The 15124-nt window shown below is 40.3% G+C and carries 12 protein-coding genes; 9 read left to right on the top strand and 3 right to left on the bottom strand.

Features of this window, described 5'->3' with window-relative positions; all coding sequences use genetic code 11:
* Window positions 1-67: 67 nt before the first annotated feature.
* Genes DWW23_RS08770 through DWW23_RS08780 form a run of 3 tightly spaced genes read right to left on the bottom strand, consistent with a single transcriptional unit; the run spans window position 68 to window position 3125 of the window.
* On the bottom strand, window positions 68-1657 hold the full coding sequence (locus DWW23_RS08770; RefSeq protein ID WP_122352916.1) for an alkaline phosphatase family protein: 1590 nt from the start codon (window positions 1655-1657) through the stop codon (window positions 68-70).
* Between the two features lie 16 nt (window positions 1658-1673).
* Window positions 1674-2855: a DUF4105 domain-containing protein gene (locus DWW23_RS08775; RefSeq protein ID WP_122352917.1), complete on the bottom strand. Its 1182-nt coding sequence runs from the start codon at window positions 2853-2855 to the stop codon at window positions 1674-1676.
* A 30-nt stretch (window positions 2856-2885) separates the two neighbouring features.
* The gene (locus DWW23_RS08780) at window positions 2886-3125 is read right to left on the bottom strand and encodes a GlsB/YeaQ/YmgE family stress response membrane protein (protein ID WP_122352918.1); all 240 of its coding nucleotides are present in this window, start codon (window positions 3123-3125) and stop codon (window positions 2886-2888) included.
* A 941-nt stretch (window positions 3126-4066) separates the two neighbouring features.
* Here DWW23_RS08780 and DWW23_RS08785 point away from each other — a divergent pair.
* The 9 genes from DWW23_RS08785 (at window position 4067) to DWW23_RS08825 (ending at window position 15122) form a co-directional block, all read left to right on the top strand.
* Window positions 4067-5221: a 6-bladed beta-propeller gene (locus DWW23_RS08785; RefSeq protein ID WP_122352919.1), complete on the top strand. Its 1155-nt coding sequence runs from the start codon at window positions 4067-4069 to the stop codon at window positions 5219-5221.
* A 50-nt stretch (window positions 5222-5271) separates the two neighbouring features.
* Complete coding sequence (locus DWW23_RS08790) at window positions 5272-6051, top strand: type III pantothenate kinase (RefSeq protein ID WP_122352920.1); 780 nt, start codon at window positions 5272-5274, stop codon at window positions 6049-6051.
* Entirely contained in the window at window positions 6038-7318 is a 1281-nt protein-coding gene (locus DWW23_RS08795) for a hypothetical protein (RefSeq protein ID WP_122352921.1), read from the top strand. Before DWW23_RS08790 ends, DWW23_RS08795 begins: the two co-directional genes overlap by 14 nt.
* Before the next feature lie 24 nt (window positions 7319-7342).
* Entirely contained in the window at window positions 7343-8707 is a 1365-nt protein-coding gene (locus DWW23_RS08800) for a lipopolysaccharide assembly protein LapB (RefSeq protein ID WP_122352922.1), read from the top strand.
* A 2-nt stretch (window positions 8708-8709) separates the two neighbouring features.
* The gene (gene lptC / locus DWW23_RS08805) at window positions 8710-9375 is read left to right on the top strand and encodes an LPS export ABC transporter periplasmic protein LptC (protein ID WP_122352923.1); all 666 of its coding nucleotides are present in this window, start codon (window positions 8710-8712) and stop codon (window positions 9373-9375) included.
* A gap of 7 nt (window positions 9376-9382) precedes the next feature.
* Window positions 9383-10639 carry a hemolysin family protein gene (locus tag DWW23_RS08810; RefSeq protein ID WP_122352924.1) on the top strand — a complete coding sequence of 419 codons (1257 nt, stop codon included), beginning with the start codon at window positions 9383-9385 and terminating at the stop codon, window positions 10637-10639.
* 97 nt (window positions 10640-10736) lie between these two features.
* Window positions 10737-12875: a SurA N-terminal domain-containing protein gene (locus tag DWW23_RS08815; RefSeq protein ID WP_122352925.1), complete on the top strand. Its 2139-nt coding sequence runs from the start codon at window positions 10737-10739 to the stop codon at window positions 12873-12875.
* 122 nt (window positions 12876-12997) lie between these two features.
* Window positions 12998-14029 (top strand): 23S rRNA (adenine(2503)-C(2))-methyltransferase RlmN, encoded by a 1032-nt coding sequence (gene rlmN / locus DWW23_RS08820; protein WP_122352926.1) that lies wholly within the window; start codon window positions 12998-13000, stop codon window positions 14027-14029.
* Window positions 14030-14084: 55 nt separating this feature from the next.
* A complete protein-coding gene (locus tag DWW23_RS08825; RefSeq protein WP_122353099.1) occupies window positions 14085-15122 on the top strand; it encodes a DUF4837 family protein in 1038 nt (345 codons plus the stop codon).
* The last annotated feature ends 2 nt before the right edge of the window (window positions 15123-15124 follow it).

Genomic DNA, 15124 nt, shown 5'->3' on the forward strand with positions numbered 1-15124 from the left:
ATACCTGTCAAATTTTGTTTATCGAGTAGTGGGAGGTTAACAACAATATTGAATGACCGGTCAGGTCTTATCTTTTGATCGTCAACTCCCAAAGGGGTAAGCTTTGAGAAGCGTTAGGTGGCCGTATCCTCAGCACATGGGTTACCGTGGGGGCTACCTCTGTGGCTTTTACTTCGCGGTAGATGTGTTCCGGCTTGATGCCGTTACCGATAAATACAAGCGGAGTAATGACTGCGTTGTTACGAATTATTTTAACTTTTTCTTTCGGATTGTCGTTGTTGATGATCCAGCTCGGTTGTAATTCGATGATCAGGTCACCACGTTTCAGGTGATGAGTACCCTGACGGAATTTAACCGTTCCTTCGTTCCATTCACCGGTTCGAAGGGCATGCTCGGTTGTTACATGCTGAACTCCGCTGAATTCCATCAGGAACTCGGCGCACTTATCCTGAATCTCTGTCAGGCTGAGTTTGGCATCTTCAATAGCCTTACGGTTCAGATAGATCTGGTTATTATAGAAACCTTTTACCCAATTGCTCTGTTGGCCGTAGATAGCCATCAGATACATGTTGAGCAGCGCTACGCAACGTTTCGGATGAAATTCGCCGCCGTTTATCTGTAGCCCGTCCGCATATTCCTCTTCACTGGTGTAATAACCGGAACCGGTAAATACGACCAATGTATTGGCTAGACCGACTTTCTTGTCGATAGCATCCAGCAACTGTTCCAGGTCTTTATCCAGTTGATAGTAGGTATCCTGGATTTCACGGGTATAATCCTTGCTTAGTATCCCTTTGTAATTACCTGCATAGTACGTAACAGCCAGCATATCCGGGCAGCTTCGTGTGCCGAAAGCCCCATATTCCAGGAACTGTAATGCCAGGCGGTTGATCTCCTTATTAATGAAAGGTGTTGTTTTCAACTTTGGAAAACAATCGTTCGTCTTCTCATTAAAGGTATATTTGAATGGGATTTCATCCAGCACATACGGAAAAGCATTATACTTGTCCAGTGGGAGGGAAGGTGTCCATACCATCTGGTCCAGGCGGGCAGACAAAGATTCTACCCCATTGTTATAACGATCTACGTACCAGGGGATTCCTTTGTAATAGGTAGTCGTAGCCCATTTCCCGTTTATGTCATCCATCCAGAATGCCCCGTTGGCAGCATGTCCTGCGGAAAGGATGGCGCTTTCAGGATCGGGAGCGATCGCAAAAACGTCGCTTCTTCCTTTGGATGCGATTTTCAGCTCATCTCCGATCGTAGAGCTGAACATCTTTTTGGGAGAATAGTTCTCACGTGTATAATTCCCCAGATAGTCTTTATCGTAAAGGACCGAAGTTTCTTTATCGTTGTCGAAATCGTAGATTTTATTTCCGGTAACTCCGTGAAAACAAGGGTTACTTCCGGTAAATAAGGTGGCGAAAGCGCTTGCCTGGTCGACATCCGTGAATTCAAATTTGATATTGTTATATACCAAACCCTCATTCATCAACCGTTTGAAACCGCGTTCACCGAATGTATTGTAGAAATATTCGATATAATCGCCTCTTAATTGGTCTACGGTAATACAAACCACAAGTTTGGGGGTACGTTGTTGTGCCTCCAGGTTGGTAACTACCAGGATTGCGATAAGCGACGTTATTATTTTTCTCATTCGATTCTCCATCTGTTCAAATATGTGCCCGCCATCTGTATATACCGTATCCGGAACGTAGCCAAAGCGTGGCTACAAGCGGGATAAATGCTATATTTAAGTGTTGTGGGATGAAGTACCAACCCGCCAACAGCAGCGTAAGCGCCGCAAAGTTAATAAAATGATAATAATATGCAGCCTTTCTGAACTTTTTTACTGCAAACAAAATAACAGCTACCAGGTCGAAAGGTTGTAACCACACGATCGACCAGTTTGGCCAGATGCATGGATGCGTCGATATGAAACAGAGGAAAAATAATACTGTACCGGCCACTCCTGCAAGGAAAAAGAGGATGCAGTCCATCAGGCGGAAATAGGTTTTTCTCTTCCATTCGGCAAATGTGATCGACAGTACCAGCAGGAAAATAATCATGCTGCATAACATAGGGGTGAACCACTCTTTCGTCGTGTTAGTATCGTTGATCAGCTCTTCTGAAAGTCTGTTTGTCTGTTTTATCAGCTTCCGTTCGCTTCCGTCCGGATTGACAATGGTTGCTTTTTCGAATTCATCTTTCAGGTAAACCGGCAGGAACATCATTTCATGTGGGGTGGCGATCCGGTCGGTCGGACTTCCCAATGCCAGATCGCATCCGAATGTCAGCCATGAGTTATTTCGCGTACAATAATTAATAAGATCGCGGAATGTCTGCGGTTCGGGCGGATCGTTATATTTAACTTTCCCGTTTACCAGTTTTTCAACGATAGCGACCGGTCGGGTGGCACAATTGTCGAAAAAGAAATTATACCGGTAAACGGCGTTCTCCGGCTGTGCATTGACGATCAGTGCATTCCATATCTTATTGATTTCTTCAGGGGTGAGGTTCAGTACCTGCTCGGTCACTTCGCTTCCCCGCATCTGATATTCTATTATATAATGTGAGAAATTGTACGCAGCCAGTTTATAATCCGTTTCCCCTTTCGTAAAACGATAAATGAAGTTCGGTTTTGAAAAGTCGAAAATACCATAGTTGAATACAGTATCGAGCTTATATAAAGAATCTTTCACCCGTATGGCCGTATGTCCGTACAAGGTGTACACTTCATCATCGGATGGAGCTGCCGTCAATATGCTGATCTGCGCTTCGTCGCTTAATCTGTTTTGCGCCTTTGCCGGGATCAGGCAAAGGAGCAGAAAAAGCAGAAGCAAGTTCTTTTTCATACGATAAATTTTTATCGCACAAAGGTAAAGCTATTTTTTAAATAGAGAAACGATCCATAATAAAACGATGGCACCGATAGTCGACATGACCAGGCTTCCGATGACTCCGTTCACGCTCAATCCCAGCAGCCCGAATATCCATCCGCCCAATACACCGCCGATGATACCTACTATCAGGTTTACAATCAACCCGAATCCACTTCCCTTCAATATCTTCCCAGCCAGAAAACCGGCAAGGATACCAATAATAATCGAACCTATAATTCCCATAATAACCTAATTTAGTGTTGTTATTAATAAACAAGGGATCGGGGGCTTATGTTTAAACAAATGAATCGGTTGAGAGTAAATCTGTTCTTCTTTTTGTCAAAATGATATTTCATCTGTTTCATTACTTGAATATATGAATCCGGGGGCGAGTGAAGGCTTTTTTAGACGATTCTCCAGCGGTTTTATTATGTCTTTTTGTTGATAAAAAAGGATCTGGTCGATGAATATAGCGGTGATGTGTATATTGTTGTGACTTTATGTTCTGGTATATCGGTTTCCGGATGATTTGTGAAAGATGATTTTGTGCCATGTCTAAGAGTGGTCTGTGGTAAAAATATGCCTGAAAGCATAAAATCCGGAACAAAAAAACATACCAACTTCTCGATATTAAAGGTTCTTTAACACGTTTTTCTATTAAAACGAACCCCCTTCTCATTTAAAATGAAAAAAAACTCGTTTAAAACGAGATGGGTTTTTTGTTTAATCCAAATTTAGTTAGGTAAAAAAGCGGGAATAAGAGAGATGAATGTTAATTAATGTGTATATCTATTCGCTAAAACAGTTATTCCGGATAATGTGTATGTAAGTATATTTGTATACAGTGAATCTGTTTGATATTAAAATATGGTTACAAATATCTTTTTGCTAATTTGTATGAAAGAATATATCAGAATCTGATTTTTGGTAAACTCTTCTATTGGACCGGGGCCTATGGATCTGACTATAGGTGGCGGGTTTGATTCATTTGCTGCATATGATGCAAATTCATTGATAGTCATTGTTATAAAGAAAATTAAGAAAAACACTCTGTTTATTTCAAACCATTAAATTAAAATAGGTACGAAATGTGAGATGATTAAATATTATTCACTCTTTTGCTTACGATTTATTCGTAATATTATGTAGCTTTCGGAGATTAAAAAGAAAACGTTAGTACTTATATGAAGAATCAAAATTTAATTTTAGTTTTTATCCTGTTTGTAGTAGCAGGATGTGGAAAAAATAAACAACAGGCAGATGATCTCATTACTGTTGATGTCACAACAAACTATCCTAAAAAAGAACTGGTTCTTCAGGATTTTATGGATGTGGAATATATTGCGTTGGAAACCACTGACGAGTTTCTCACGCAAGGTTTGGTACGGGATGTTGGAAAAGAATATTTATTGGTGACAAATAGAAATAATGATGGGGATATTTTTCTTTTTGACCGAAAAACCGGTAAAGGGATAAGGAAGATAAATCGGCAAGGGCAAGGGGCGGAAGAATATACAAGGATGAATGAGGTTATACTAGATGAAGGCAATGGTGAAATATTCGTAAAGTCGCAGGGTAATAAAATCTTAGTGTACGATCCTTACGGAGGATTCAAGCGGTGTTTGAATCTTGATCGGGAGATTTCATCTATTTTTGATTATGACAAATATAATTTGATTTGCTATGATATGTCGGATTATCATAGTAAAGGAGAGGATAGAAGCAAATCATACCATATTATTATATCCAAACTGGATGGAAGTGTGACGCGGGAAATTTTTATTCCTTTTAAAACGATTAACACACCGATTGTGGCAGATGGCGATAGATTTGTAGCAAGCTATTCTTACCCAATACGCCTGAGCCACGACGCTTGGACACTTGTGGAGACATCAGCTGATACATTATATCACTATGCACCGGATGGAACATTAGCTCCCTTTATTGCAAGAACCCCTTCTGCACAGACCATGCAGCCAGAAGTTTTTCTTTATATGGGTATTTCTACCGACCGTTATCATTTTATGCAAACCCTTAAAAATGTATTTAACTTTGAAAAGGGGAACGGATTCTATACGGATGAACTGGTGTACGACAAAGAAGAAAAAGCCATATTCCAAGTTGCCGTATACAATGGTGACTATGCAGAAAAAAGAACTGTAGCTATGACAGCGAAATCAATTAACCGTGAAATCGAAAATGCCACCAGTTTAAATGCATCCCGACTTGTTGAGATTTACAAGAAAGGCCAACTGAAAGATGGCAAATTGAAAGAAATAGCTTCGAAGTTGGATGAAGAAGACAATCCGGTGATTATGTTGGTAAAGCAAAAGAAATAGGAGCATCTGAAAGTTTTTTTGCTGATTATTTTACAGGTTGTACCTTAGTTATGCCTGTTATTTCACCAATTTTGCTTTTCTTTGCGGAAAATTTCAGTCACGTGAATTTAATTATAGAACAAGGAAACACCTCTTCAAAAGTTGCGGTATACAACGGACGGCATATGGAAGCCTCTTTTGTATACAAGAAATTCGATGTTGATGAATTGGAGTCTCTCTTTGGGAAATACGATTTTAAACATGGAATATTGTCGACTGTGATAGGCAGGAACGAAGAGCTGAATGATTACCTTCGAGGGAAACTTCAGCGTTTCATCTTTTTGGATGAGACTATCCGATTGCCTATTTCGGTTCAATATGAAACGCCTGAAACTTTGGGAAAAGACCGGCTGGCTGCGGCAGTCGGGGCTAATTACCTGGAACCGGGAAAAGACCTGCTGGTCATCGACGCTGGCACAGCAATCACTTACGAACTGATCGAAGCTTCAGGCACTTATCTGGGGGGGAATATCTCTCCGGGTATGACTACGCGTTTCAAAGCTTTGAATTCTTATACAAAAAAACTACCTTTGGTGACGGAACAGGAGGAGATCCCTTTATTGGGAACAAATACTGAGAGTGCTATTCAAGCAGGAGTAGTAAATGGAATAGTCTACGAGATGGATGGATACATCGAGATGTTACGGATAAAATATCCTAATCTTTTGGTTTTTTTAACAGGCGGTCATTCGTTTTATTTTGAAAGACGGCTAAAAAACTCCATCTTTGCAGACATTAATTTAGTGTTGACAGGATTAAATAGAATCTTAGAGTATAATGTTGAAGATTAATAAGCTACTAATAGCAAGCATTCTTATATTGACACAGTTGTCGCTCGCGGCACAAAATAACACTAACTCGCCATATACCCGCTTCGGTTACGGTGAATTGGCTGATCGCTCGTTTGGAGCAGGACGGGCAATGGGTGGTGTAGGTTTCGGATTGAGATCATCGAAACAGATAAACCCGATGAACCCTGCTTCTTACAGTTGTATGGACTCATTGACATTTCTTTTTGATTTCGGAGCATCCGGACAATTGTCCTGGTTTGACGATGGAATCAATAAGCAACACAATATTAATGGAAACGTTGAATATATCGCATTGCAGTTTCCTCTGCATGAACGTATTGCCATGAGTGTCGGTATTTTACCCTATTCTTATGTCGGATATAGTTTTGGTGCTGTAAGAACGAATAGCGACGGTTCCAATTATGTGGAATCATTTAATGGTTCCGGCGGATTAAACGATTTGTATGCTGGTTTGTCTATAGATATATGGAAGAAGCGTCTTTCAGTCGGAGCAAATGTCGGATACCTCTTTGGTAATATCAAGCATGAACAGGCAAATGCATTTGTAAACAGTTCAGGATATAATACTGTCCGGAATCAGAATCTGGAAGTGCGGGATATAAAACTGGATTTTGGTATTCAGTATACTCACCCTATCAGTAAAAGGGAAGAGATTACATTGGGTTTAGTTTTTTCTCCGAAAAATCACCTGAACTCGACGTATATCAATACAACGTATAATGTGAATAGTTCCGGTTCAGCCGAAGTTGTAGCTTCCGATACGACGAAGAGTCTGGCTTTCGATATACCGAATTCGATTGGTTTTGGTGCATCGTATGTGAAAAAGGATAAACTGACATTAGCTGCGGACGTACTGTACGAAACATGGGATAAGGCTTCTTATTCAGGTTCAAAAGAGAGCTTTAAAGACCGTGTCCGGGTAGCTGCCGGTGGTGAGATCATTCCAAACTATCAGAATCGTAATTTTTTCAGCCGTGTAAGATACCGTGCCGGTGCTCATTACAGCAATTCTTATTTGATGATAAATAATACAGAAGATGCTGCCTATAAGGGTAACGGATATAATGAATATGGTGTGAGTGTTGGTTTTGGATTGCCGTTGATTGATAACCGTTCGTTATTAAATATATCTTTTGAATACAATAAGATTAAACCTGGTGGGAAAAACATGATCGATGAACAGTATTTCCGTTTTACTATTAATTATACATTTAATGAAATGTGGTTCTGGAAGAAGAAAATTTAAATTGCTAACTTAAATTAAACAGATATGAAAATAAAGGTATTATTAATTGCCGCTGCATGTTCCATGGGAGCATTTGGCGCGTATGCACAGAAAGGAGTAGATAATGGCACGCAGTTCGGATCTGGTGAAGACAGTATTCGTTGTGTAACCAATATCAGCTTGTTCGTTCCTTATGCTAAGGCCGGAAATTACAAGGATGCATATGATTTTTGGAAAATTGTTTATGATGAATGCCCTGCGGCAACAAAGGATATTTATCTGCATGGTGTAAAAATCATGGCATGGAAGATTGCCAATGAGAAAGATCCGGCTAAGAAAGCTGCTTTGATCGATGATTTGATGGCTGTATATGACAAACGTGTGAAATACTTCGGTGATGACAAACGTTACGGTAAAGACTGGATCGTTTCCCGTAAAGCACAGGATTATATCCAGCAGATGGGCGAAAAGGCCGATTATAATAAACTGTATAATTGGTTGGGTGAGATCATCAACGAATATGGCGACAATACGGAAGCATTAGGTGTTTCTTTGTATATGTTTGCTTCTTATCAGAAGATGGCTAATGATCCTAATCATAAAGGACAGTATGTAGAAGATTATCTGAAGGCTTCAAAAATCCTGGATACTCAGTTACAGGCTGCACAGGCTGCTAACAATGAAAAAGAAGTAAACAACCTGACTACCTTTAAAACAAGTGTGAACGGTGCGTTTGCAAATAGTGGTGCTGCCGATTGCGAAACATTGCAGAACCTGTATGCTCCTAAAGTAGAAGAAAGCAAAGGCGATTTAGCTGCTTTGAAAGAGATTGTAACTCTGCTGAGACGTGTACGTTGTCAGGAAATCGATGCATTCTTTGCTGCTGCTGCTTACGCTTATGAGCTGGAACCGAGTGCTGATGCTGCCATTGGTATTGCAAAACGTGCTGTAAAGAATAAGGAATATGACACTGCTATCAAATATTTTGAAGAAGCAGCCAATATGGAAACTGATCCTTCTTCAAAAGCTGAAGATTATTATATGATCGCATTGCTTAACTTCGATCAGAAAAGTTATTCAAAAGCCAGAGAATATGCAAAGAAGGCTATATCTATAAATCAGAGTTATGGTGCTCCTTATATTCTGATCGGACAGATGTATGCTGCAACTGTTAAGAGTGTATTCCCGAATGATGGTGTTTTAGCGAGAGCCGCTTATAATGTAGCAATCGACCAGTGGGAAAAAGCGAAACAGGTTGATGAAAGCTCTATAGACGAAGCTAATAAGTTGATCGGAACTTATCGTGCTCATTTACCTTCTACAGAGGAAATCTTTATGCATCCGGATCTGGAAAAAGGTAAAGCATTTACTGTAGGTGGTTGGATCGGCGAGACAACAAGAATCAGATAATTATGACGGAAACGCGTTTTCTTGGTAAAACGAACAAATATGGCATAACAACTATCTTCGTGGTAGTTGTTATGCTTCTTTTATTTATGGCTTCTTGTGGCAAGGAGAATAAAGAGGTGGTCGAGGTTGAATTCGACCCGGAAAATACCTATACTATGAGAACGACCGACGTTGTCAGTTTAGTTTCGGACTCCGGTATCACGCGTTACCGGATGAATGCGAAAGAATGGCTGGTATTTGGTAAGGCCAAAGAACCTTATCATTATTTACCCCAGGGGGTTTATGTAGAAAAATTTGACTCTCTGTTTAATGTGGAGGCGAGTGTAAAAGCGGATACAGCTTATTATTGGGATAAAAAGACGTTGTATAAACTGATAGGACATGTGAGTGTCCTGAGCCTGGAAGGTAAAAGATTGGATACTTCCATTTTGTTTATCGACCAGAAGGAAGATAAGATCCATACAGATGAGTATTTTGAATTGCAGGAAGGAGATAAGATCATCACAGGTATTGGTTTTGAGTCTAATCAAAATATGACGAAGTACACGATCTTTGATTCTCAGGGTACTTTCCCGGTAAGCGAAACACCTCGCGATACATTGAATGTAAATACAACAACAGTTGACTCAACAGCTGTGGAGGTGGCAAAGGTAGATTCAATAAAATAAAGTTGATGTGAATGCTTTAACGTACATATTGATTTCGTTGACTTTTTCAGCTTTTTTTTCAGGCATGGAGATCGCGTTTATTTCTTCCAATAAATTGCGGCATGAACTGGATAAAAAGAATAAAAATATTGCCGGTAAAATACTGGATATATTTTATCGGAATCCCAACCAGTTTATATCAACGATGCTGGTGGGTAATAATATTGCATTGGTCGTTTATGGCTTGCAAATGGCAATTATACTGGAACCGTTTATTGCCCGGTTCGTTACTAATGAGGCTTTGATCGTCCTGATCCAGTCGATTATCTCTACATTGTTGATCCTGTTTACAGGAGAGTTTATTCCAAAAACGATTTTCAAGCTGAATCCGAATTTCTCCCTGAATTTGTTTTCGGTTCCTTTACTGATTATATACATTATATTATATCCGATTTCAAAGTTTTCGGCTCTGATTTCTTATTTGATACTGAAGTTGGTGGGAGTGAAGAATATCACTCAGTCCAGCAGGCGCACTCTGGGTAAAGTCGATTTGGACTTTTTTATTCAACAGAGTATTGAAGATGCACCCTTGAATTCGGATATGGATACCGAAGTGAAAATATTCCAGAATGCACTCGATTTCTCTAATGTTCGTTTACGTGACTGTATTGTCCCGCGGACAGAGATCGTTGCATGTGATACGACAGCCAGCATCGATGAACTACGTTCTAAATTTATCGAGACAGGATTGTCTAAGATTTTGATATATAATGAAAATATCGACGATATTATAGGATATATCCATTCGTCGGAACTCTTTAAGAACCCGGAAGACTGGACACAAAATATAAAGGTTGTGTCAATCGTTCCCGAAACAATGGCGGCCAATAAGCTTATGAAAGTCCTGATGCAGGAGAAAAAGAGTATGGCTGTTGTAGTGGATGAATTTGGTGGGACAGCCGGGATTGTGACGCTGGAAGATCTGGTTGAAGAAATTTTCGGTGAGATAGAGGATGAGCATGATATGAAATCATATGTCGCCCGTAAGGTTTCGGATGATGAATACCTGATATCGGGGCGTATGGAGATCGATACCTTAAATGAAAAGTTTAATCTGGAATTACCGGAATCAGACGATTATGTAACGATCGCCGGTTACATACTGCATTTCTATCAAAAATTTCCTAAATTGAATGAATCAATCGTAATTGATAAATATACTTTCAAAATAATAAAAGTAACGGCGACGAAAATAGAACTTGTACGAATGAAAGTAGGCAATTGATGAAAAAAAGTGGAATAAAAGATGTAACAAATCCTTTTTTTCGTATCTTCGTGCCCTTAAACTGTAAAATATAAACTTTAAAAATAAATAACGATAAATGGCTACGCTGGAAAAAATCAGAAGCAAAGCAGGACTGCTTGTACTCGTTGTGGGTTTGGCATTGTTCGCTTTTATCATTGGAGACTTTTTGAACTCCGGTTCTACTTATTTCAGACAAACTCAGGAGAGAGTTGCTAAGGTTGACGGGGAAGTAATTAAAATTCAAGATTATCAGGGACGTATTGATGAAATGACTGAGATGTATAAAATGCAGTCAGGTCAGAGCAGTCTTCCTGAAGAATACATGAATCAGATCCGTCAGTCGGTATTCGACGCTATGGTACAGGAAGTCGTACTTGACGAAGCAGCAGATAAATTAGGTATGGGGGTAAGCCCGGAAGAGTTGTTCGACATGGTTCAGGGTGAAAACATTTCACCGATGATCCAGCAGATGCAGATGTTTGTAAATCCGCAAACCGGTGCATTTGACAAGACTGCTTTATTGAACTTCCTGAAAACTATCGATGATGACAATATTGCCAGTTATCCGGCAGATCAGCAGGCTCAATTGCTCCAGGCTCGTAATTTCTGGTTGTTCTGGGAAAAGAACATCAAACGCCAGCGTCTGGAACAAAAATATACTACGTTGCTGAGCAAAGCTGTTTCTGCAAATGTTTTGGATGCTAAAGAAGCATTCGACAATGCAGCAGAAAACTCTGATATCGTTTATGCAATGCAGTCATACGCAAGTATTCCTGATTCAACGATTGAAGTGAGCAAGAGCGAAATTGAAAAGCTGTATAATCAGCGTAAAGAACTTTACAAACAAAAAGAAGGTAAGGTGATCAAATATATCGCTGTTGATATCCGTCCAAGCCAGGAGGATTATGACAAAGCCAGTGCAGATATCGAATCTCTGAAAGAAGAATTCAAGACTTCTGAAAAGGTTGCTGATATTGTAAATGAAAACTCTGAAGTTCCTTATATGGATGCTTTCTTTACAGAAAATGCTTTCGATCCTGAAATGAAACAATTTGCAACGACTTCTGAAGTTGGTGCTGTATATGGCCCGGTATTTGACAATGACAAATACAGAATGTTCAAGTTGGTTGATAAAAAGATGGCTCCTGACTCTGTAAAGGTAAGTCATATCATGTTGGCTAACTCAGGTGACGAAGCACGTACGACTGTCCTGGCTGACAGTCTGATGAACGTGTTGAAGAATGGCGGAAACTTTGAAGAACTGGCAAAACAGTTCTCTGCTGATCAGGCTGCTGAAAACGGCGGCGAACTGGGATGGTTTACTGAAATTACTGCGCTGAGAGGTGTAAACGAAGATTTCAAAAACGCTGTCTTCTCAGCTCCGGTTAATGAAGTTGTAAAAGTGAAGTCATTATATGGAACTCACCTGGTGAAGGTTACGGAAAAAACAGCCAATGTGAACAAATATAAAGTGGCTGACATCGACATGACTGTATCTCCGAGTTCAAAAACATATAGCAATATCTATAATGAATTGAACCAGTTCATTTCTAAGAATACCGATTTGGCTAAATTGGATGAAGCTGCTAAAGAAGCTGGCTACAACCTGATCTCTGGCGTAACAGTTACAGGAGATAACCAGACTTTGGGTAGTATCAAGAATTCTCGTCCGGTTATCCGTTGGGCATTCCAGAACGATAAAGGTAAAATCTCTGAGATTTTTGAATGTGATGATAAGTTCGTGATTGCCGGAGTAGAAGGTACATTGAAAGAAGGTTACCGTTCTGTTGCTTCTTTGACTCCAGCGCTGAAAGCTGAAATCGCTGCTCAGAAGAAGGGTGAAAAGATCGCAGCAGATCTGAAAGCAAAGAATCTGACATCAGTAGAAGCTTATGCCGATGTGATGGGTTCGAAAGTCGATTCTGTTAAGTTTATCAACTTCGGAACTCGTCGTATTGCAGGAATCGGTGTAGAACCGAAACTGAATGCTATGGTTTCTGTTGCAGAAGTGGGTCAGGTTAGCGAACCGGTTGCCGGAAACAATGGAGTATATGTATTTAAAGTATATGACAGAAATAAGGAAGCTAAAGAATACAACGAAGCAGAAGAAATCAAGACTTTGGATGCTTCAAATGCTTATCGTTTCGGATTCCAGGCTATCCAGTCATTGGTTAACAAGGCAGATGTAGAAGACAACCGTATCCGTTTCTTCTAAACAAATAAGCTATAAAAGGAGTTAGTATATCCTTTTCAAGGAAAGCTGCCGGACTTATTCAAAAAAGTCCGGCAGCTTTTTTTATCTTTGTAACTGAATTAATCGTTATAGAACAAAATACAATGCAAGAGAAAAGACGATTGTTAGGCATGACGCTGAACGAACTGAAAGAGGTAGCTGCGCAGGTCGGATTACCCGGTTATGCAGCAAAGCAAATGGCTGATTGGCTGTATAAGAAGAAAATTGCATCTATTGCGGAAATGAGTAATATTGCAGTTGCCAAACGAAGCCTTTTGGAAGAGTCTTTCGAGATAGGAGCGGTACCTCCGGTCGATTGTATGAAATCGGTGGATGGTACGATCAAATATTTATTTGCTGCAGGTCCCGGTAATTTTGTCGAATCGGTCTATATACCGACCGATGACCGGGCTACGTTATGTGTTTCTTCACAGGTGGGTTGTAAGATGAACTGCTTGTTCTGTATGACGGGTAAACAGGGCTTTACTGCCAATCTCACCTCGAATCAGATATTGAATCAGATCCAGTCCCTTCCCGAGTCGGATTTACTGACTAATCTGGTCTTTATGGGGATGGGAGAACCTTTGGATAACGTGGACGAGCTGTTTAAAGTACTTGAAATCCTCACATCCCCTTATGGGTATGGCTGGAGTCCCAAGAGGATAACCGTTTCTACTATCGGAGTTGCGAAGGGGCTGAAACGTTTTCTGGAAGAGAGCGATTGCCATCTGGCTGTCAGTCTGCATTCCCCTTTCCATGAAGAACGTTTATCATTGATGCCGGTAGAAAAAGCATATCCGGCACAGGAAGTTATCGATCTGATCAAACAATATGACTTCACTCACCAGCGCCGTGTTTCTTTTGAATATATAGTTTTTAAAAATTTAAATGATAGTGCGAAACATGCTAAAGCCCTGATTTGTTTACTGAATGGAATGGAATGCAGGATTAATCTGATTCGTTTCCATGCTATACCCGATGTTCCGTTGGAAAGTTCGGATTTAGTGAAAATGGAAATCTTTCGTGATACTTTGAATAAAGCAGGGCTCGTTTGTACGATCCGGGCTTCAAGAGGAGAAGATATATTTGCTGCTTGCGGGATGCTGTCGACAGCAAAAAAGCAACAAAATGAATAGAAAACAAGTCATTTAATGGAAAAGAACTATATTTGTGTAATAAAAACGAATGGGTATGAAAAAGATTTCTTTACTGATTAGCTTATGCATGTTCCTGTTATTGCTGGCATCATGTAACTCTGGTCCGGTTGGAAAACGGGCTACTGGTCTCGCTTATGAGGTTGTTGTAGTAATGAAAAAAGCAAACTGGGATGGCCCTTCGGGAAAGGCTATTAAACAAGAGCTGACATCTGATGTCCCAGGTCTTCCTCAGTCTGAACCAGCATTGAAAATAACTTATGTAGATCCTTCGCAATTTGACGGGTTATTGACTTATGTGCGCAATATTCTGATTGTTAATATTGATCCTTCTATTTATACGAAGACCTCGTTGAACTATGAGAACGATCGTTGGGCAAAAGGACAGGTAGTCGTCACTCTGAATGCCCCTTCTCCGGAAGCGATAGTCGAGTATGCACAGGCGCATCCGAGAGCCCTTGTCGATTTCTTCGTGAAGGTTGAAATGAACAGAGCTATAGCTCAGCTGGAGAAAGATTATAGTACGGTAGTTATGGATAACCTGAAGGATCATTATGATCTGATGCTGAATGCACCGGCTAACATGACTTATTACCGGGATACTACAGACTTCTTCTGGGCGTCCAATAATGCCAATACCGGACGTACGGATTTGATAGTGTATACTTTCCCTTATACGGATCCGAATACCTTCACTGCCGAATATCTGGTTGCGAAGCGTGACTCCGTATTGAAAGCGAATTTACCCGGTGCTTTCCCGGATTCTTACATGACGACGGAATCGCGGTTCGGAGTTGAATACACCCCGATCACCGTGAATGGAAAGTATTGCGGCGTATTACGTGGTTTATGGAAGATGGTTGGCGATATGATGGGAGGACCGTTTGTCAGTCATGTTCGTCTGGATGAAAAAAATAACCGCGTAGTTGTTGCCGAAGGTTTTGTCTTTGCTCCTGAAACAGATAAACGTAACTTTATCCGCCGTATCGAAGCTGCTTTATATACACTTCGTCTGCCGGGTGAGTTTGATAAATCGGTAGAAGAGAAGCTGGACATTCCGGAAAGTAAGAAATAAAC

This window comes from Parabacteroides sp. AF14-59 (genome assembly GCF_003479515.1).
Taxonomy (GTDB): domain Bacteria; phylum Bacteroidota; class Bacteroidia; order Bacteroidales; family Tannerellaceae; genus Parabacteroides; species Parabacteroides faecis.

Coding starts and splice junctions, on each gene's coding strand:
- DWW23_RS08770 (WP_122352916.1), bottom strand. CDS start 1,657: ATGAGAAAAATAATAACGTCGCTTATCGCAATCCTGGTAGTTACCAAC.
- DWW23_RS08775 (WP_122352917.1), bottom strand. CDS start 2,855: ATGAAAAAGAACTTGCTTCTGCTTTTTCTGCTCCTTTGCCTGATCCCG.
- DWW23_RS08780 (WP_122352918.1), bottom strand. CDS start 3,125: ATGGGAATTATAGGTTCGATTATTATTGGTATCCTTGCCGGTTTTCTG.
- DWW23_RS08785 (WP_122352919.1), top strand. CDS start 4,067: ATGAAGAATCAAAATTTAATTTTAGTTTTTATCCTGTTTGTAGTAGCA.
- DWW23_RS08790 (WP_122352920.1), top strand. CDS start 5,272: ATGCCTGTTATTTCACCAATTTTGCTTTTCTTTGCGGAAAATTTCAGT.
- DWW23_RS08795 (WP_122352921.1), top strand. CDS start 6,038: ATGTTGAAGATTAATAAGCTACTAATAGCAAGCATTCTTATATTGACA.
- DWW23_RS08800 (WP_122352922.1), top strand. CDS start 7,343: ATGAAAATAAAGGTATTATTAATTGCCGCTGCATGTTCCATGGGAGCA.
- lptC (WP_122352923.1), top strand. CDS start 8,710: ATGACGGAAACGCGTTTTCTTGGTAAAACGAACAAATATGGCATAACA.
- DWW23_RS08815 (WP_122352925.1), top strand. CDS start 10,737: ATGGCTACGCTGGAAAAAATCAGAAGCAAAGCAGGACTGCTTGTACTC.
- rlmN (WP_122352926.1), top strand. CDS start 12,998: ATGCAAGAGAAAAGACGATTGTTAGGCATGACGCTGAACGAACTGAAA.
- DWW23_RS08825 (WP_122353099.1), top strand. CDS start 14,085: ATGAAAAAGATTTCTTTACTGATTAGCTTATGCATGTTCCTGTTATTG.